Genomic DNA, 18606 nt, shown 5'->3' with positions numbered 1-18606 from the left:
GGATGCACGCTCGGCCATCGCCCCGGCCCACTCGGCGGAGCTCCGGGCTCACGGACAGCTGGACGCGGTCTGGATCATGATCCCGGTCACCGTGAAGTTCGAGTTGAAGATCGCGGTCGTGTTGGGGTTGACGCACAGGGCCCCTGTCTGGCCCGTCGGGTTGTAGGTGTAGCGGAGGTAGACCCGGTCGTCGTTGCGCGTGTTGTGGACGTAGTCGGCGCCTCGGCTGTTCGGCCCGAGGTTCTGGTAGCTGCTGGTGACGTCCTGGTAGGCGGCCGTGGGCGCGCCGTTGTTCCACTGGGTGACGGTCGGATAGAAGCAGACACGGGGGTAGCCGCAGCCGTTGTAGCTGTCCGCGGCGGCGCCGGGCGCGGTGGCGATCGCGGCGGCGGCCAGGGCGGCCGAGGCCATGCCCAGGGCGGCGACTCTTCTGGAGGTATGCATGGCCGCGATGCTTCCGGGGGAACGGCGGTGCCAGTAGTGCCCTTCCGGGCAGGCCGCGACGGTCGCCCGGGGCCAGGTCCGGTATGGCCGATTCCGCCGCCGCCTCTCCCCGGTCCCCCGTGGAGTCGCGTCGTCCGTGCCCCAGCCGCGTCGTCCGTGCTCTCGAACGTCCAGCGGCCACGGCGTCCCCGCTCCTCCCTCGAATGTCCGGAACGCCGACGGCCCGTGCGGCGCACGGGGAGACAGTGACACCGCATGGACAGAAGCGACGTGCCTGTGTGGCCGGTTCCGGCGGGAGAGCCGTGACCTTCACGGCCGGTATAGACCCTTCCATGATCACGAGCTAGGCTCTGCCGCGCACCGCCCGAGAGCGCTCTCAAGCACTGCTGTTCCTCCCCCACCCTGCTGGAACAACGAAGGGTCATTCCCTTGAGACGCATCACACTCCTGCGCACCGGACTGTCCGCCGCCCTCCTGCTCGGCACCTGGGCGACCGCCGGCGCCCTGCCGGCCTCCGCCGCCGACGCTCCCGCCGCCTCGCCGCAGGCACCGGCCTCCCCCGAACTCCTGGCGGCGATGCAGCGCGACCTGGGGCTCACCCGGGACCAGGCGGAGACCCGCCTGGCCGCGGAGAAGACCGCGACTGCCGTCGAGCCCAAGGCACGCGGCGCCGCCGGGTCGGCGTACGCCGGCTCCTGGTTCGACGCCGAGCGCGGCCGGCTCACCGTCGCCGTCACGAGCGCCGCACGCGCCGAGGCCGTGCGCGCGACCGGCGCGAGCGTGCGCGTCGTGCGCCACAGCGCGGCGCAGCTGGACGCGGCGAAGAAGCGCCTCGACTCGCTCTCCGCGCCCGACGGCGTCGGCAGCTGGCACGTGGACGCGAAAGCCAACACCGTCGTCGTGAACGTCGTCGCCGCGCAGCGGGACGACAACGATGTCCGGGCCTTCCTCGCCCGAGCCCGTGAGGCCGGACCGGTGACGGTGCGGCAGACCCCGGCCGCACCGCGCACGTTCGCCGCCGGCACCGTGGGCGGCGACCCCTACTACACGGGCAACGTCCGCTGCTCCATAGGCTTCTCCGTGCACGGCGGCTTCGTCACCGCCGGGCACTGCGGCTCGCCCGGTTCGGCCGTCTACGGCTGGGACCGGTCCTACGTCGGCAACTTCCAGGGCTCGTCCTTCCCGGACAACGACTACGCCTGGGTGAACGTCGGCAGCGGCTGGTGGACCGTACCGGTCGTGCTCGGCTGGGGCACCGTCCCGGACCAGCTCGTGCGCGGCTCGGCCGAGGCCCCCGTCGGTGCCTCCGTCTGCCGCTCCGGCTCCACCACGCGCTGGCACTGCGGCACCGTGCTGGCGAAGAACGAGACGGTGAACTACAGCCAGGGCGCCGTCCACCAGATGACCAAGACGAGCGTCTGCGCCGAACCCGGTGACTCCGGCGGCTCCTTCATCAGCGGCGACCAGGCGCAGGGCGTCACCTCCGGCGGCTGGGGCAACTGCAGCACCGGGGGCCAGACCTGGCACCAGCCCGTCAACGAGATCCTCAACCGCTACGGGCTGAGGCTGCACACCGCCTGACCACGCGGCAACACCACCGAGCGGACCTCGTCCACGCCTGAGCCGACGGGGTCCGCTCCCCTTCCGTCCGGGCGCCGCCCAGCAGGCCGAACACGTGCGCTACCTTTGCCTCTCCTTGACCGCGATCACTCACGATCCCTCACACCACGGAGTCGGCAATCCCATGAGCGACATCGTCAACGGACTCGGACGGGCCACCGCTTACGGCGGCCTGGGTCTGGTCCTGCTCGTCCTCGGCATCGTCCTGGTCGACGTACTGACGCCCGGAAAGCTCGGCCGACAGATCTGGGAACAGCGCAACCGCAACGCCGCGATGGTGCTCAGCTCCGCGCTGCTCGGCATCGGGGGCATCGTGTTCACGTCCATCTGGACGACGTACGAGGACTTCGGCAAGGGGCTGGTCTCGACCGCGGCGTTCGGCCTGCTCGGTCTGGTGATGATGGCCGTGGCGTTCCTGGTGGTGGACCTGATCACGCCGGGCCGTCTGGGCGCGACGCTGGTCGAGACGGAACCCCACCCCGCGGTGTGGGTCACCGCCTCCTGCAACCTCGCCGTCTCCGCCATCGTCTCGGCGTCCATCGCCTGAAGGCGGTTCGCGTGCAGGGCCGTCGGAGCCCCGACGGCCTACTCGCCTTGCTCCCTGAGCCAACCGGCCAGGCCGTGGGCCGTGTTGTCGGGGGAGTCGAATCGCGGCATGTCGTCCGCGACGGTCTCCGCGCCGCGGCGGAACATGGCCTGTTCGTACTCGGTGAGCGCCGTCTCGGTGTCGTCCGGGTACGCGGCCAGGGCCTGGCCGAGTTCGGCGCCGTCGAACATCGCCAGGTTGGCGCCCTCGCCGTTGGGAGCCGCGAGGTGGGCGGCGTCGCCGAGCAGGGTGACTCCCGGTACGCGGTCCCAGCGGTGTCCGGCGGGCAGTGCGTGGAGGGACCTCAGAACCGGTGCCACATCGCTTTGGGTGATCAGCGCGGTGAGTTCCGGCGCCCAGCCGTCGAACTCCCGGGCGATGCGTGCGGTGGCCGTGGCGGTGTCGGAGAAGTCGATCGCGGAGAACCACTCCCGCGGCTCGGCCAGTCCCACGTAGGCGTGCAGCGTGTCGTCCTTCTCCCGGTGGGCGAAGATCTCCCTGCCCGGCGACGGGACGATCAGCATGCCGCCGCCGACCGCTCGGGCGGCGGCCCGGTGCCGGGAGTCGGCGTCGAAGAGGCAGGTCTCGACGACCGACTTGCCGATGTACCCGGGTGTGGCGGCGGACAGCAGCGGCCGGACCCGGGACCAGGCACCGTCCGCGCCGACGAGCAGGCCGGTGACGACCGTGCCGCCGTCGGCGAACGTCATCTCGTGGCGTCCTTCGCCGAGGGCGCGGATGCCGGTGACCTTGTGCCCCCATCGCACGGTCCCGGCCGGGAGTGAGTCGAGCAGGACCCGTCGGAGGTCGCCGCGCTGCACTTCGGGGCGTCCGCCGGTGCCGTCGTCGGCCTGGTCGAGCAGGACGGTCCCGTCCCGGTCGAGCACGCGGAGCGCCTGGCGGCCCTCCAGGACGATCGCGCGGAACTCGTCCGTCAGTCCGGCCGCCTTGAGCGCGAGCTGCCCGCTGTGTTCGTGGATGTCGAGCAGTCCGCCCTGCGCGCGGGCCGAGGGAGAGGACTCGGCCTCGTAGACCGTGACCGGGATGTGGTGGAGGTGCAGGACGCGGGCGAGGGTGAGTCCGCCGAGTCCGGCACCGATGATCGTGACGTGGGTGTGCATGGTGGCTCCTCGGGGCTGGGGCCGTCCGGTGAGGTCCGGCCGTCGTGTCCCCGAAGGTGTCAGCACCTGCCGACAAGCAACCGACATCCGTCCGACAGGTCCCGCCGGAGTGCCGACAGCCCCCGACAGAGCGCCGACAACGACGGCCACCGGCCCCCGGTCCGAGGGGACCGGGGCCCGGTGGAGCCGGGGTACGGCGTCAGCAGGAGCGGACGGACCGGACGGGGCTCCCGTGGCTGCGCGTGCCGCTCTGGGCCGGATCGCTCAAGGGCTCAGTGGACGACGGGTGACCCCGCGCGCGAGGTCGCCAGGGCCTGCCATTGGCTGGGGGTCATGCCGTAGGCCTGCCGGAAGGTGCGGCTGAAGTGGGCCGGGCTGCTGAATCCCCAGTGGTTCGCGACCGCCGCCACGGTGACGCCGCGGCTCCGGTCCCGGCTCAGTTCGCGCCTGCACGAGTCCAGCCTGCGCTGCCGCACCCACCGGCCCACCGTCGTGCCGTCGTTCTGGAAGAGCTTGTGCAGATAGCGGACCGAGATGTGGTGGGCGCGCGCGATCGATCCCGGCGACAGGTCCGGCTCCGTCAGCCGCCGGTCGATGTAGGCCCGGATCCGGGACAGCATCTCGTGGCCGGCCCGTTCCGCGCGGGACACCTCCTGTGCGCTCTCCGCCTCCAGGAGTTCCATGACGAGGACGGCGACGAGATCCAGGGCGCTGCGGGTGAGCCGGTCGCCGATCAGCGCCCTCGGGGACCGCGCCTCGGCGGCGAGCGCGGAGAGGAAGTCCGACACCAGCGCGCCCGGGTGTCCGCGGCCCGGCACCGTCGCCCCCAGGACCCGGTCCAGGTCCGACGACGGCACTCCGAGGTGACGGCGGGCTATGCGGAAGACCGTCATCCGGCAGTCGTCGTCGAACTGCGGGACGTCACGCGGGGCCGGATCACAGAAGACGAGGTCCTTCGGCTCCAGGACGACCTTGTCGCCCTCCCGGGTGGTGACCGCCGACGTCCGGACGATCATTCCCAGGTGGAGGAACTCCTCGTGCCCCTCGTCCGGTACGGCGGGGACGATCGAGATGCCCCCGTACGGCAGGGTCGGCAGGTTCATCAGGGCTTCTCCACAGCGGCACGGACGGTGGGACGCCCCCAGCCTGGCAAGCGCTTCCTCGGCGGGCATCAGTAAGTTGACGGTCCCTTTTCCGCGGCGCGAGGGCGGGCGGCTCCCTCCCCTCGTCCCGGGCGCGGAAGCCCGGCTCAGGACCGGCCGGCCAGAGCGTCCGCGAGGAAGTGCCCGCCCTGCCGGAGCGCGGCCTGCGTGGGCGGGCTGTTGCGCAAGGGGGCCAGGGACACGAAGTCGTGCACGGTGCCCAGGTAGCGCACGGCGGTCACCGGTACGCCCGCCTCGTACAGCAGGCGGGCGTACTGCTCGCCCTCGTCCCGTACGACGTCCGCCTCCGCCGACACGACGAGGGCGGGCGGCAGCCCGGCGAGGTCCTCGGGGGTGGCCCGCAGCGGCGCGGCCGTCGGCTCGGCCAGCTCGCGTTCGTCGTCGGTGTACTGCCGCCAGTACCACTCGACGGCCGGCCGGGTCAGGAGGTAGCCGAACTCGAACTGCTCCGCCGACGCGCTGTCACAGTCGGGGTCGGTCAGCGGGTAGTAGAGCAGCTGCGCGCGGATGCGCGGGCCGCCGCGCTGTTTGGCCAGCATGGTGAGCGCCGTGGCGAGGGTCGCCCCGGCGCAGTCCCCGGCCACCGCCAGTCTGCGGACGTCCAGGTCCAGTTCGCCCGCCTGCCCGGTCAGCCAGGTCAGCACCGCGTACGACTCCTCCAGCGCGACCGGGTAGCGGGCTTCCGGTGTGCGGGTGTACTCGGGCACCACGAACACGGCGCCGCTGAGGGTGGCGAGCTCACGGATCATCGGGGCGTGGGTGCGGGCGTCGCCGAGCATCCACCGGCCGCCGTGCAGGTACACGACCACGGGCAGGGGCCCGGCGGTCCGCGCCGGCCGGAACAGCCAGAACCCGACGAGACCGGAGGGGCCCACGGGCGCCACGGCGAACTCGGCGTCCACGGCGAAGTCGTCGAGAGCCAGGCCCTGCATCTCCAGCAGTGCCTGGCGCCCGTCGGACGGGCCGAGCTGGTGCAGGTACGGCGGCGCGGCCGAGGCGTCGACGAGCCGCTGGACGAGCGGGTCGAGGACGACGGCGGGGGGCTCGTGCCCGCCGTCGTCCGCGGGGGGTTCGGGGTTCACACGGCTCCCTGCGCGGTCACGGGTGGTCGCTCCATGGCCTCACGCCGAGGGGCCACGGCGTGCGCCGCATCGTCGTGCGAGGCCGCGGCGTGCGAGGTCGCGCCGCGGAAGTGCCGCCACCCTACTGCTCCCCGTGGCGGTCTCACAGGTCCTCGAACAGGGCGCGGAGCTGGTTGCGGCTGCTGACGCCCAGCTTCGGATACACGTTGTAGAGGTGGGAGCTGACCGTGCGGGGAGACAGCAACAGCTGCTCGGCTATCTCCCGGTTGCGCAGCCCTCGCGCCGCGAGCCGGACGATCTCCCGCTGCTGCGCGGTCAGTTCGGCCAGCGGGTCGGCCCGGTCCCGGGCCGGGGCGGAGGCGGTGGTGACGCCGCTGGCCCGCAGCTCCACCCGAGCCTCGTCCGCGAGGCCGGCCGCGCCGAGCCGGGTGAACGACTCCAGCGCCGGGACGAGGAGCGCGCGGGCGTCCAGCGGGCGTCGTCTTCGGCGCAGCCACTGCGCGTAGTGCAGCCTGGCCTGCGCCCGGGCCGGGGGCCACTGGTCGCCCACGGGGTTCACCGTGGCCAGCCGGAAGTGGTGCTCGGTGTCCTTGGGCGGACCGGTCAGCGCGGCGGCGTGGTGCAGCAGGAGGGTCATGCGCGTCGTGGGCCGGGGCCCCACGGCGGCGCGCACGGCCGTGACGACGGGCGCGGCCTCGCGCTCCCGGCCGGTCCGCTGGGCGGCCGCGGCGAGGTCCGCGATCGAGCGGGGGGACAGGAAGTAGTGCAGCGGGGTGCCGTCCTCGGCGTAGAGCGACCGGAAGTGCCGGAAGGCGCCGTCGAAGTCACCGGCCGCCGCGGCGGCGGTGCCCGCGGCGCGCAGAAGGCGGGCGTGGGTGGCGCGGTTCTCCTCCAGGCCGACGGCCGTCCAGGCGGAGTCGGCCGGACTGCCGGCGTTCTCACCGCGCAGGGCCCGCAGCGTCGTCCGCAGGGCCTCGACGTCGCTCTGCAGGTGCGCCCACTTGTGCACGGCCGCCAACGCGGCGGACCTGTCGAGGTGTTCGTCGGCCTCCGCCCACCGGCCGGTGTCGATCAGCGCCGCGCCCACCGCCGCGAGGGAGGGCGCGGCCGAGCCCATGGCGCCGAAGGCGCTGAGCATGGCGTATCCCTGCCGGTGCGCCTCGACGCACAGGTCGGACTCGTCGGCGTACCAGGCGACTCCGCCCAGCCCCAGCAGCCGTGTCATCTCGGCGATGTCGGCGGCCGGCTCGCGCACGGCCGGTTCCTGCCGGATGCGCCGCAACAACTCGGGGGCCCGGGTGGGGTCGGCGCCCGCCAGGGAGGCGGCCCGCACCGCGTCGGAGCTGTCGCTGGTCGCCAGCTCGGCGTAGGGCGTTTCGTGGTCGCCCGTCCGCGTGCCTTCCAGCGCGGCCGTGACCGGGTCCCTGATCTCGGGCAGGCCCGACTGGTAGCCGATCGCCGCGAGGATGCTGGTCAGTGCGACCACGGTCATGCCGTTCGCGGGCGGATCGGGCTCCAGCGCCCTCCTCACCACCCGGAACGCCTGGCGCTGGTGCCCGAACAGGGACAGCCCCATGCCGGCGCCGCAGGCCGCCATGCCCAGCAGGTCGCGGTCCTCGGTGAGGGCGGTGATCTGGTCGTACAGCTCGGACACCCACAGGGGGTCGCCGACGTTCTGGGCGGCCCGGAGGGCCTTGGTGTACCGGCGCGCCCGGTCGGCGGGCGCCGGACTGCACTCGGCGGCGCGTTGCAGTGCCTGGCCCGCGGCGTAGAAGCCGCCGCGCCGCTCGGCGAGTTCGGCGGTGTCCTCCAGGGCCGTCGCCACGGACTCGTCCTGGCCGACGCACGCCGCCGCCAGGTGCCAGGCGCGGCGGGCCGGGTCGGCGGTGAGGGCGGCCGCCAGGTCCCGGTGCGCCTGTTGCCGTACGTGGGCCGGTGCCGCGTGATAGGCGCCCGTGCGGACCAACGGGTGCCGGAAGTGCACCTGTCCGTCCATGACGGCCACGAGGCCGATCTCCTCGGCCGGGGCCCACGCCGACAGTGCGGAGCCGGCACCGGCGGCCGTCATGACGGTGGCGAGGTCCTCGCCCTGCGAGGCCGCGGCGTACAGGATCAGCCGCTGTGCCGTCTCCGGCAGGGCGCGCAGCCGGGCGGCGTACAGCTCCTGGATGCGCTCGGTGCGCGGCAGACCGCCGCCGGGCAGCACGCCCGCGCCGCCCGTTCCGGCGGCGCGGCACAGTTCGATGATGGCCAGCGGGTTCCCGCCGGCCTGTCGCAGCAGTTCGATGCGGATCCGGCCGGTGGGCGCGTGCGGCTGGGCGTCCATCAGCTCGGCGGCGGCCTGTTCGGTCAGCGGCCCCAGCAGCACGGCGGGCAGGTCCGCCGGCAGTCCGGCGGGAGCGGTGCATCCGCGTGCGGTCATCAGGACGGTCACGTCGTGCGCGGTCAGGCGGCGCATCACGAAAGCGAGCACGTCGAGGGAGTCGCGGTCCATGTGCTGGACGTCGTCGAGGGTCAGCAGCACGCGGTGCCGGCCCGAGACGCCGCCCAGCAGGGTCAGCACGGCCGTGCGCAGCAGCATGGAGTCGGGCGGGCCCTCGTCGACGGCGATGCCGAACGCCGTCTCCAGCGCCGTGCGCAGGTGGCCGGGGAGCGCGGCCGTATCGCCGAGGACGGGGAGCAGCAACTGGTGCAGGGACGCGAAGGAGTGCCTTGACTCGGCCTCGATGCCCTGGGACGCCAGGACGAGCACGCCGCTGTCCCGTGCGTGATCGGCGGCGGCCGCCAGCAGCCGCGACTTGCCCGTGCCCGCTTCGCCGAGCAGAAGCAGGATCCGCTGCTCGGTGCCTCGCGCGTCGACGAGGTCGAGGACGTGGGCGATTTCGGCCTGCCGGCCCAGGAGCGCGGGGCCGGGAACGGGCCGAGGCGGGGTGCTGCTGCCGCGTCCCGTCACGGGACCCGCCGGTCCGGCCGACGGCTCCGTGTCCGTTCCCGCCGGGACGTCCGCGACGTCCACCGTGCCACGCGCCGCTGCACCCGGCGCCTCCCCCCGTTTGCCACTTCTCTCAACCACCTCCCCATCATCGTCACAACCCACCGCCCGCGCATCACACGGACCGGCTGATGGGCCGCGGCCCTCGTGTGCTATGAAGCGCTCGTTTCGCGTCGCCACGGGTTCCTCCCCTCAGGCACGCCGCAGACCGGAACGGCCGGCCGTCGATGGTGAGGCTGTTGACGCGTCCTGGGGCGTCGTACGGGGGTTGAGCGCCCGTGCGCCCCGTCGGCGCCCTCCCCCGACGGGACCGGGCGGCGCACGGTCGCATCCATGGGGGACGCCGAGGAAGCGTGCGCGGGTCGCGGGGACGGCACGGACTGCCCGAACGGGGAGGTGCTCGACGTGGCGGCGGACGGTCCCCGGTGCGAGGAGTGCCGGCATCACTGGGAACTGGACGAGACGGAGCCGGGGCGCAGGGCGGTGCAGGACGAGGAGCCGACGCGGCCGCTGGCTTCTCCGGACGAGGCCGACCACGACGGCGCGGCCCGGGAAGGGCTCCTTCGAGGACTCATGGCGTCGGAGGCGGGGTGGCGGAACGGAGCGGACCGGCCCCCGCTCGGTGCGTGACGCTCAGGGCGGCGGTGAGGCTGTCCGCGAGGGCGGTGTCGTCGTCGTGGGTGCCGGCCCACGCGAGGTGGCCGTCGGGGCGGACGAGGGCGGCACGCACACCGGCCCAGTCCTTCGGCGACCGGTCCGGCGTGCAGGTGCGCGCGTACAGTCCGGGGCGGGCGAGCGCGCCGAGGCGTCCGCCGGGCGTGAAGTCCAGCAGCAGGTGCCTGTCGACGCGCAGCAGGGCGAACAGGCTGGTACCGCCCAGGGCGAGGTCGGGGGCGCGGGTCCCGACGAGCGGATGTGCGTGAGGGTCGTCCGGCGGGTAGTGGACGGCAAGTGAGCTGACCTGGGCGGCCAGGCGATCGTTGAGGTCGGGCGACGTGGTGATCAGGCGGGCGAGCAGGCCGCGCAGGCTCAGGCCCTCCGGGGTGAAGGCGGTCATCAGGGCGACCTGGGCGCGGCTGGTCTCGGTGAGGTCGGCGCCTACCGGGTGGCGTTCGGCGTGGTAGGTGTCCAACAGGGTTTCAGGGGCGCGTCCGTTGAGGGTGGCGGCGAGCTTCCAGCCCAGGTTGGCGGCGTCCTGGATGCCGACGTTCATGCCGACGCCGCCGGCGGGGAAGTGCTGGTGCGCCGCGTCGCCGGCGAGGAGGACGCGGCCCTGGCGGTACCGCGTGGCCAGGCGGGTGGCGTTGCCGTAGCGGGAGAGCCAGAGCGGGTCGCGCATGCCGAAGTCGGTGCCGGCCAGGGTGATGACGTTCTCGCGCAGTTCCTCCCATGTCGGCTCGCCGGGCCAGGTGGAGGTCAGGTCGCGGGGGGCGATGCCGACCAGGCGGTGGAAGCCGCCGGGCAGGGGCACGGCCATGAGGGCGCCCTCCGGGGCGAAACGGCTGTAGCCGGGGGCGGGGGGCCGGTCGAGACGGACGTCGGCGAGCCAGCCGAACACGGTGGAAGGGGTGCCGGGGAAATCGATGCCGGCCGCGGTGCGGACGGTACTGCGGGTGCCGTCGCATCCGACCAGGTAGGCCGCCCGGAGGGTGCGGGGTCCGTGCGGGCCGGTGAGGTGCACGGCGACGTGGCCGGCTCCTTCGGTGAAGCCGGTGACCGTCCGTCCGCGCAGGATGTCCGCGCCCAGGTCGCGAGCCTGCTGCTCCAGCAGCGCCTCGGTGCGTTCCTGGGGCAGCGCCAGTGTGTGCGGGAACGGGCTCGGCAGACGGCGGAAGTCCAGCCGCGACTCCAGTGCTCCGAAATGCCCTCCGGGCAGCGGTATGCCCTCCCGGACGAACGGCTCGTGGACGCCACGGGAGGCGAACGTCTCGATCGTGCGCGGGTGCACGGTCAGGGCGCGGGACCGCGTGTCGCGTTCGGTGCGGGCCTCGACGACGGCGACGGCGATGCCGGCGCGGCGCAGTTCACCTGCCAGCCAGAGGCCGGCCGGTCCCGCACCGGCGACGACGACCTGGTGGTCCATGGGCTTCCCCTCTCCTCATCCTTGGTCAGCGACCAAGAGCGAGTCGCAGTAAACTAGGTCAGTGACCAAGAAGCAAGCCGAGGAAGAAGCCGAAGGCCGGCTCGGCCGCGCGGCCGTGATCGAAGCAGCACTCCAGGTCCTGGAGGAGCGTGGCCTGGACGGGTTGTCGACCCGGGCGGTGGCCGATCGTCTGGGCGTCCGCATGAACACCGTCCTGTGGCATGTGAAGACCAAGGCACGGATGCTGGAGCTGATGGCCGACGCCGTCCTGGCCGGCATCCGCTACGACGACCTGCCCGCGGAACCGGGCTCGCGCGCACGGGAGTTGGCCGGGCGCTACCGGCGGGCACTGCTCGCCCACCGCGACGGTGCCGCCCTGGTGACCGGCACCCATCCCGCCGAACCCCACACGCTCCGCTTCGCCGACCGCCTGGTCGACGCCCTCCTCCGGTGCGGGGCGGACGAGCAACGAGCGGCGTGGACGGCGTGGACGATCAGCTACTTCACCCTGGGCCTCACCCAGGAGGAACAGTCGGCTCCCGCACCGGGCGACGAGCGCCTCGCCCGGGCCGTGACCGCCGGCACGCATCCGGCGCTGTTCAGCTCCTTGACCCACCTGGGGCCGGAGTCCTTCGAGGAACGCTTCGCCTTCGGACTCGACGCGATCCTGTCCCGCGCACCCCGGTAGCGGCGCCGACTGCCGCGTTCGCCGCCTACTTGGCGTGCGCCGCCTTCTTGCCCGCCTGCTTCCTCCGTGCCTCACCCGGCGGCTGGGCGGGGGCCTTCGCCCTGCCCTTGCCCGCCACCTCGGCCTTGGCCTTGCCCTCCGGCCGCGCCGGCCCGGGGGAAGCGGAGTCGGGACGGCCGACGGGCTCGGCGCGGGTCGGGGCGGCGGTGTCGCCGGGCTGCCGGGTGGGCTCCGAAGCGCCGCGCGGGGGCCGGGCCTGCGACTGGGAGGGCGTGCGCCCGTCGCGAGCCGGGGTGTCCTGCGAGGGCGTGGCGGAGTCGGCCGGATCAGGGGCGGTCGGGGCCGTGTCCGGTGCGGCTCCGTCCGCGGTGTCGTGGCGTGAGGAGCCGCCGGTGGCCAGGACGCCGGCGGCGACGAGCGCGGCCAGTGCGGCTGCCGCCCCCTGCACGCGGAGGCGGCCCCGCAAGGGGGCGACGCGGGACGCCTGCCGCGGAACGGCCGGCGAGGTGCTCGGCACCCAGGGCACCACCCCCCGGGCGGGCGAGGCGCTCCGGTGTGTGGAGTCGGTGCGGCCGGAGGCGGCAGGGGGCACGACGCTGAGCACCGGCCGGGTGCCGGACGCGGCGGGGACCGCCGTGTCCGTGCCGGCGAGCCGGGTCAGAGCCTGGACGCAGTCGTGCGCCATGGGGCGGTCGTGTTCGTCCAGACCGGTCATGTCGCGCAGGAGGGCGGCGAAGCCGTCGGGCAGGAAGTCCGGGAGGGCCGGCGGGCGGTGCAGCCGCGCGATGGCCGACTCCAGCGGGCCGCCCTCGTACTCGAGTCGGCCGGTGACGCTTTCGAGGAGGACCAGGCCGAGGGCGTAGATGTCCGCGGGCCGGCCCACGGGACGGCCCAGCACCTGCTCGGGAGAGAGATAGGCCGCCGTGCCGGTGAGGGTGCCGGTGGCGGTGCGGGTGGTCGCGTCCAGCAGCCGGGAGATGCCGAAGTCCGTCAGATGGGGGTGACCGGAGGCGTCCAGGATGATGTTGGACGGTTTGACGTCCCGGTGGACGATCCCCGCCTCGTGGGCGTGCGCCAGGGCATCGGCCAGGGCCGCGCCGAGCGCGGCCGCGGCTTCCCACGACAGAGGGGCCTCGGCGAGGCGGGACTTCAGGGTGGGTCCGTCGATCAGCTGCATGACCAGGAAGGCGTCGCCACCGTGGTGTCCGGCGTCGAACGCGGTCACCAGTCCCGGGTGCTGCAGGCGGGCCAGGATGACCGTCTCGCTGCGGAAGGCGTCCTCCGTGTCGAAACCGGTGCCGGCGCGGAAGACCTTCACCGCGACCGGCCGCCGCAACCGCAGGTCGAGGCCGCGGTACACGTCGGCCGCGCCTCCGGAACCGATGAGCGCGTCCAGCCGGTAGCGGCCCGCCAGAATCCGGGCGCAGCCCCTGAAGGCCCGGACGTCCCCCACCTCGCGCAGTCCCACCTCGAACTCCCCACTCCGCACACTCGCACCGCTCGTCCGCCCGCCGACGACGGGCCGCCGCACGCAGGTACCCACCCAGCCGCTCCTTGCACCCCCGGAGAGTGGCGCGTGCACATGACAGCCATCCCCGCCTCTTGCCCAGCATGCTGAACGTGCGCTACTCCTTTGAATAGTTAGGAACGTTTCCTTCCTTCCAGGGAGAAGCGGTCGGCTCCCTGTGCCGCGACCGCGCGATCCCCCCACCTCGATGGAGTGAGTCTGACCATGAGTTGGCTACGCTCGTCCCCTCCCGCCCTGCGCCGCGCCGGCACGGCGGGCGCCGTGACCCTGGCACTGGCCCTGGCCGCCGCCCTTCCGGCCACGGCCGCCGCCCCGCACGACACGGCGACCACCCCCGCGCCCCGGGCCGCCACCGTGCACGAAGCGGAGTCCGCCACCGTCTCGCGCGGGGCGGTGGAGTCCAACCACGCCGGCTTCACCGGCGGGGGCTTCGTTAACTACGAGAACGTGCAGGGCAGTTACGTGCAGTGGAGCGTCAACGCACCACAGGCCGGCCCCGCCGCACTCACCCTGCGCTTCGCCAACGGCACCACCACCGACCGCCCCCTCGACATCATGGTGAACGGCGCGGTGGTCTCGGCAGGCAGGGCCTTCCAGGGCACGGGCGCGTGGACCACCTGGCGCACCACCACGCTCACCGTGAACCTCAAAGCCGGGGCGAACACCATCAGGGCGACCGCGACCACCTCCGGCGGCGGACCGAACGTCGACCACATCTCCCTGGACACCTCCGGCGGCCAGGTCGGCGACACGCCCGCCGCCGTCAACGGGCAGCTGCGGGTGTGCGGAACCAAGCTGTGCAACCAGTACGGCAAGGCGGTGCAGCTGCGGGGCATGAGCAGCCACGGCACCCAGTGGTACAGCCAGTGCCTGAGCAGCGGATCGCTCGACGCCCTGGCCAAGGACTGGAACGCCGATGTCCTGCGCGTGTCCACCTACGTGCAGGAGGGCGGTTACGAGACGGACCCCCGGCGCTTCACCGATCTGGTGCACAGCCTGATCGAGCAGGCCACCGCGCGCGGCCTCTACGTCATCGTCGACTGGCACCAGCTCACCCCGGGCGACCCCCACCACAACCTGTCCCGCGCCAGGACCTTCTTCACCGAGATCGCACAGCGCCACGGGAACAAGACCAACCTGCTGTACGAGATCGCCAACGAGCCCAACGGTGTGAGCTGGTCGCGGATCAAGTCCTACGCGGAGCAGCTGATCCCCGTCATCCGGCAGCAGGACCCGGAGACCCCGGTCCTGGTCGGCACCCGCGCCTGGTCCTCGCTCGGCGTCTCCGACGGCAGCAACGAGAACGAGATCACCGCGAGCCCCGTGAACGCCACCAACATCGCGTACACGTTCCACTTCTACGCGTCCTCGCACCGCGACGAGTACCTCGCCACCCTGTCGCGCGCCGCCGACAAACTGCCCGTGTTCGTCACCGAGTTCGGCACGCAGAACTCCGCCGGTGAAGGTGCGAACGACTTCACCATGGCCAAGCGCTACCTCGACCTGATGGCGGCGAAGAAGATCAGCTGGGTCAACTGGAACTTCTCCGACGACGAGCGCTCCGGCGCCGTGTTCAAGCCCGGCACGTGCAACGCCAACGGTCCATGGACCGGCACGGCTCAGCTGAAGCAGGCCGGAGTGTGGATCAGGGACCAGATCCGCACCCCCGACGACTTCCCGACCAGCTGACCCTTCTCCACCCGGCCCCGCCCGTCGCGCCAGGACGGGCGGGGCGCACGGTCGCCGTCGTCGCCGACAGCCCGGGCAGGGGCTGTCGGCTTCGCCGCGCGAAGCCCCGGTGAGGGGCTGTCGGCTTCGCCGCGCAGAGGCCCGGCCAGGTCAGGGGCTGTCGCCCCGCCAGTCCAGGTGGCGGTCGTCCGCCGTCCGGAGCGCGTATCGCGCGCGGCCGCCCGGGCCGTGGGCCCCTATCTCCGTACGCAGGGCCACTCCCTCGCGCAGCTCTCGCTCGGGCCGGTCCGTGACGTCCAGCAGCAGTCCGTCCAGCGGGCCGCCGACCAGTTCTGCGTAGACACGGTCCGGCCGGGGCCCGGCATCGTCGTGGTCGGCGCCGTACACCCGGCCCCGCATGATCTCCGCCCAGTCCATGCCCGTCAGCATCGCACCCACCACTGACAACGCCACCTCCGCCGAAGATCCGCATACCGCTTCTTACTGGGGGGTAGGCTCAGCCGGGACCCTTGTTATACATTCCGTCTAACAAGGACGTGCGCGGCGACGCCACCGCACGCCGCCCCTTGGCCCCGTCACGCCCGGCGGCACACCCCGGCCCCCGCGCGCGGACGGAGGATCCCTCCGGCTGCGGGACGCTGCCGGAACCCCGCGATCGCATGCGCCACGACGGAGACGGTCCGTCACTCGAGACTGAGGAGTTGGGAGCATGGCAAGCAGCACCGCCCGGCCGCGAGTCGAGCACGGCACTCAGGCCGGTGAAGTCGCCGGCCGGCTGCTCGATTCGGCCGCGACACTCTCCTACGACCCCATGACGGAAGTCGACTGGGAGACACCGCTGGACAAGGACTTCCACGGCGCCAGCCCGGAATGGAGCACCCTGTACGGGACCTCGTACTGGAACGAGCTCAGCGAAGCCCAGCGCAAGGAGCTGACCCGGCAGGAAGCCGCCTCCGTGGCCAGCACCGGCATCTGGTTCGAGATGATCCTGCAGCAGCTGATCCTCCGGGACGTCTACGCCAAGGACCCGACCGACGAGACCGTCCAGTGGGCCCTCACCGAGATCGCGGACGAGTGCCGGCACTCGATCATGTTCGCCCGCGGCGCCAGGAAGCTCCAGGCGCCGGCCTACCGCCCTCCCCGCGTGGCGATCGAACTGGGCCGCGCCTTCAAGACCTTGGCGTTCGGGGAGGCCGCGTACGCGGCGATCCTCGTCGCCGAGGAGGTCCTCGACGTCATGCAGCGCGACTGGATGCGGGACGAGCGGGTCGTGCCGTTCGTCAGGACCATCAACAACATCCATGTGGTCGAGGAGTCCCGCCACATGAAGTTCGCCCGCGAGGAGACGCGGCGGCACGTGGCGAAGGCGGGGCCGGTCCGCCGGCACATCCACGCGTTCGTCATCGCCGTCGCCGCGTACGTCATCGTGACGAGCATGGTGAACAAGTCCGTGTACGCCAACGCCGGACTGGACGCCGAGCGGGCCATCGCCGAGGCCCGCGCCAACGAACACCACAAGGCCATGATGCGCTCCAGCTGCGCCGGCCTGATGGAGTTCCTGGCCTCAGCCGGGCTGCTGACCAAACCGGCCCTGGCGTTCTACCAGCGTGCCCACCTGATCTGACCGGCCCGCCGGCAGCGCTGTTCGAACAGAGCGGACCCCATGACCTACGCCATCACCCAGACCTGTTGTGCCGACGCCACCTGTGTCGCCGTCTGCCCGGTCAACTGCATCCACCCGACACCCCAGGAACGGGCCTTCGGCAGCACCGAGATGCTCCACGTCGACCCCCGGGCCTGCATCGACTGCGGCGCCTGCGCGGACGCCTGCCCGGTGGACGCCGTCGTCCCCGTGGATCGGCTCACGGGCCCGCAGAAGGTGTACGCCGAGATCAACGCCGCCTATTTCGCCGGCACCCCGGCGCCCGAACCCGCCGAGGACAGCCCGATCTTCCACGCCTGGGACCGGCCGACGTTCGACCGGGCGCTGCCCGCGGACTTCCGCCCCTTGCGCGTCGCCGTCGTCGGCACCGGACCGGCCGGGATGTACACCGCCCAGGACCTGCTTCTGCACACCAACGCCGAGGTCACGCTGATCGACCGGCTGCCGGTGACGGGCGGCCTCGTGCGGTACGGCGTCGCTCCCGACCACCCCACGACCAAGAAGATCGGCGACACCTTCGCCCGCTTCCACACCCACCCCCGGGTACGGATGCTGCTGGGGCTGGAGGTCGGCGCACACGTGTCGGCGCGGGAACTCGCCGAGCACCACGACGCCGTGGTGTACGCGGTGGGGGCATCGGGCGACCGGCGGCTGGGCGTCCCCGGGGAGGACCTGGCGGGCAGCGTGTCCGCCACGACGTTCGTGGCCTGGTACAACGCCCATCCCGACGTGGCGCCCGACGCGGTCGACCTGTCCGCCGAACGCGTCGTCGTGGTGGGCAACGGCAATGTCGCCCTCGACGTGGCCCGCATCCTGGTCACCGACCCGGAGCGGCTGGCCGGCACCGACATCGCCGACCACGCGCTGCGCGCCCTGCGCGGCTCCGCCGTCCGCGAGGTCGTGCTCCTGGGCCGCCGCGGCCCGGAGGACGCCGCCTGCACCCGGCCCGAACTGCTCGCGCTGACCGGCCTGCCCGGGGTGGACCTGGTCGTCGACGACCACGACCCGCGCGTCGGCGGTGCCGTCGACGCCGCCGGGCCGCACGAACTCGCCGCCGTGCTGCGGCACGCGCGGCGCGAGAAGGTGGACTGGTCACAGCCGCCCGGCGCGGGCCGCCGTATCGTCCTGCGCTTCCACTCCGCACCCACGGAGATCGTCGGCGGCGACGACGCGAGGGTGCGGGCCGTGCGCGTGACCGGCGCCGGCGGTGACGCGTTGCTGCCCACCGCCACGGTGTTGCGTGCCATCGGCTACCGGGGCGCGCCGGTGCCCGGACTGCCGTTCGACGAGGCGACCGGAACGGTTCCCCACGACAAGGGACGGGTGGCCGGGCTGCCGGGCGTCTATGTCGTGGGCTGGATCAAGCGGGGGTCGTCGGGAGGCATCGGCGCCAACCGGGTGTGTGCCGCCGAGACCGTGACCAGTCTGCTCGCCGACGCCGTCCAGGACGTCCTGCCCGCGCCCGCCCACCCGGCGAAGGCCTTCGGGCGCCTGGCCCGGCGTCGCGCGCCCCGGCTGGTGGCCGCCCGCGGCATGGCGGCCATCGACCGGGCCGAGCGCCTGCGCGGCGGCCGCGACGGCAGACCGCGCGCCAAGCTCGCGACCGTCGCGGACCTGGTCATGGCTTCGCGGGGCCGATCAGTGCGCTGAAACCGTGGACGCCGCACCGCTGCCCGCCTTCCGGCGGCGCCGCGGTGCGATGCGGCACCGACTCCGTGTCGCAGTGCGGCGCCGACCCGCATCGTGGTGCGGCTCCGGCCCGCGTCGGTCGGCGTGCCCGTCCGGCGTGCCCCGGCAGACGGGGCGAAGCGTCTGGCCGGCAGCGGGCCGGCGGCCCGGGCGGGCCCGCCCCGGCCGTCGGGGCGGCGCGGGCCGGGGTGTCGCTCCGGGGCCCCTGTGGGGCGGGCGCCGGGGCGCGTCGTGGGGCGGCGGCCCGTGTGGGTGGGC

Annotated in this window: 14 protein-coding genes; 6 read left to right on the top strand and 8 right to left on the bottom strand. The window is 73.3% G+C overall.

The features are described from left to right. Positions 1–48 precede the first annotated feature (48 nt). Positions 49–444, bottom strand: a complete 396-nt coding sequence (locus ACIGAQ_RS28520) for a hypothetical protein (protein ID WP_399787675.1) — start codon at positions 442–444, stop codon at positions 49–51. A 429-nt stretch (positions 445–873) separates the two neighbouring features. On the opposite strand from ACIGAQ_RS28520, the gene ACIGAQ_RS28515 reads away from it, so the two are divergent. Then, positions 874–2025 carry a S1 family peptidase gene (locus ACIGAQ_RS28515; RefSeq protein WP_399787672.1) on the top strand — a complete coding sequence of 384 codons (1152 nt, stop codon included), beginning with the start codon at positions 874–876 and terminating at the stop codon, positions 2023–2025. A 163-nt stretch (positions 2026–2188) separates the two neighbouring features. Beyond that, entirely contained in the window at positions 2189–2611 is a 423-nt protein-coding gene (locus ACIGAQ_RS28510) for a DUF350 domain-containing protein (protein ID WP_338785076.1), read from the top strand. 38 nt (positions 2612–2649) lie between these two features. Here ACIGAQ_RS28510 and ACIGAQ_RS28505 read toward each other — a convergent pair whose 3' ends face one another. The 5 genes from ACIGAQ_RS28505 to ACIGAQ_RS28485 form a co-directional block, all read right to left on the bottom strand. Beyond that, positions 2650–3771: an FAD-dependent oxidoreductase gene (locus ACIGAQ_RS28505; protein WP_399787669.1), complete on the bottom strand. Its 1122-nt coding sequence runs from the start codon at positions 3769–3771 to the stop codon at positions 2650–2652. A 272-nt stretch (positions 3772–4043) separates the two neighbouring features. Then, entirely contained in the window at positions 4044–4943 is a 900-nt protein-coding gene (locus ACIGAQ_RS28500) for a helix-turn-helix domain-containing protein (RefSeq protein WP_399787666.1), read from the bottom strand. A 77-nt stretch (positions 4944–5020) separates the two neighbouring features. Beyond that, complete coding sequence (locus ACIGAQ_RS28495) at positions 5021–6016, bottom strand: alpha/beta hydrolase (protein ID WP_399787663.1); 996 nt, start codon at positions 6014–6016, stop codon at positions 5021–5023. A gap of 142 nt (positions 6017–6158) precedes the next feature. Then, a complete protein-coding gene (locus ACIGAQ_RS28490; RefSeq protein ID WP_399787660.1) occupies positions 6159–8969 on the bottom strand; it encodes an ATP-binding protein in 2811 nt (936 codons plus the stop codon). 610 nt (positions 8970–9579) lie between these two features. Then, complete coding sequence (locus ACIGAQ_RS28485) at positions 9580–11091, bottom strand: FAD-dependent monooxygenase (RefSeq protein WP_399787657.1); 1512 nt, start codon at positions 11089–11091, stop codon at positions 9580–9582. Between the two features lie 61 nt (positions 11092–11152). On the opposite strand from ACIGAQ_RS28485, the gene ACIGAQ_RS28480 reads away from it, so the two are divergent. Further along, complete coding sequence (locus ACIGAQ_RS28480) at positions 11153–11779, top strand: TetR/AcrR family transcriptional regulator C-terminal domain-containing protein (protein WP_311678525.1); 627 nt, start codon at positions 11153–11155, stop codon at positions 11777–11779. A gap of 25 nt (positions 11780–11804) precedes the next feature. Here the strand turns inward: ACIGAQ_RS28480 and ACIGAQ_RS28475 are convergent, their stop codons facing one another. Then, a complete protein-coding gene (locus ACIGAQ_RS28475) occupies positions 11805–13322 on the bottom strand; it encodes a protein kinase (protein ID WP_399787653.1) in 1518 nt (505 codons plus the stop codon). 189 nt (positions 13323–13511) lie between these two features. Between ACIGAQ_RS28475 and ACIGAQ_RS28470 the strand changes: the two genes are divergently transcribed. After that, positions 13512–14996, top strand: coding sequence for a cellulase family glycosylhydrolase (locus tag ACIGAQ_RS28470; protein ID WP_399787650.1), 1485 nt, complete (start codon positions 13512–13514; stop codon positions 14994–14996). Positions 14997–15146: 150 nt separating this feature from the next. Here the strand turns inward: ACIGAQ_RS28470 and ACIGAQ_RS28465 are convergent, their stop codons facing one another. Next, positions 15147–15413, bottom strand: a complete 267-nt coding sequence (locus ACIGAQ_RS28465) for a hypothetical protein (RefSeq protein ID WP_311679266.1) — start codon at positions 15411–15413, stop codon at positions 15147–15149. A gap of 292 nt (positions 15414–15705) precedes the next feature. Between ACIGAQ_RS28465 and ACIGAQ_RS28460 the strand changes: the two genes are divergently transcribed. Together ACIGAQ_RS28460 and ACIGAQ_RS28455 are read left to right on the top strand one after the other, a co-directional pair. Further along, the gene (locus ACIGAQ_RS28460; protein ID WP_399787647.1) at positions 15706–16620 is read left to right on the top strand and encodes a diiron oxygenase; all 915 of its coding nucleotides are present in this window, start codon (positions 15706–15708) and stop codon (positions 16618–16620) included. Between the two features lie 39 nt (positions 16621–16659). Continuing rightward, entirely contained in the window at positions 16660–18309 is a 1650-nt protein-coding gene (locus ACIGAQ_RS28455; RefSeq protein ID WP_399787644.1) for an FAD-dependent oxidoreductase, read from the top strand. Positions 18310–18606: the final 297 nt, after the last annotated feature.

Source organism: Streptomyces sp. NPDC085932, assembly GCF_044540525.1.
GTDB classification, from domain to species: Bacteria; Actinomycetota; Actinomycetes; order Streptomycetales; family Streptomycetaceae; genus Streptomyces; species Streptomyces levis.
The sequence above is the reverse complement of the archived record's forward strand: the minus strand, read 5'-3'. Positions and strand labels throughout refer to the sequence as shown.

What these genes read in the sequence shown, in the direction of transcription:
- ACIGAQ_RS28520 (WP_399787675.1), bottom strand. Translation starts at nt 444, where the DNA reads ATGCATACCTCCAGAAGAGTCGCCGCCCTGGGCATGGCCTCGGCCGCC.
- ACIGAQ_RS28510 (WP_338785076.1), top strand. Translation starts at nt 2,189, where the DNA reads ATGAGCGACATCGTCAACGGACTCGGACGGGCCACCGCTTACGGCGGC.
- ACIGAQ_RS28505 (WP_399787669.1), bottom strand. Translation starts at nt 3,771, where the DNA reads ATGCACACCCACGTCACGATCATCGGTGCCGGACTCGGCGGACTCACC.
- ACIGAQ_RS28500 (WP_399787666.1), bottom strand. Translation starts at nt 4,943, where the DNA reads ATGCCCGCCGAGGAAGCGCTTGCCAGGCTGGGGGCGTCCCACCGTCCG.
- ACIGAQ_RS28485 (WP_399787657.1), bottom strand. Translation starts at nt 11,091, where the DNA reads ATGGACCACCAGGTCGTCGTCGCCGGTGCGGGACCGGCCGGCCTCTGG.
- ACIGAQ_RS28470 (WP_399787650.1), top strand. Translation starts at nt 13,512, where the DNA reads ATGAGTTGGCTACGCTCGTCCCCTCCCGCCCTGCGCCGCGCCGGCACG.
- ACIGAQ_RS28465 (WP_311679266.1), bottom strand. Translation starts at nt 15,413, where the DNA reads ATGGACTGGGCGGAGATCATGCGGGGCCGGGTGTACGGCGCCGACCAC.
- ACIGAQ_RS28460 (WP_399787647.1), top strand. Translation starts at nt 15,706, where the DNA reads ATGGCAAGCAGCACCGCCCGGCCGCGAGTCGAGCACGGCACTCAGGCC.
- ACIGAQ_RS28455 (WP_399787644.1), top strand. Translation starts at nt 16,660, where the DNA reads ATGACCTACGCCATCACCCAGACCTGTTGTGCCGACGCCACCTGTGTC.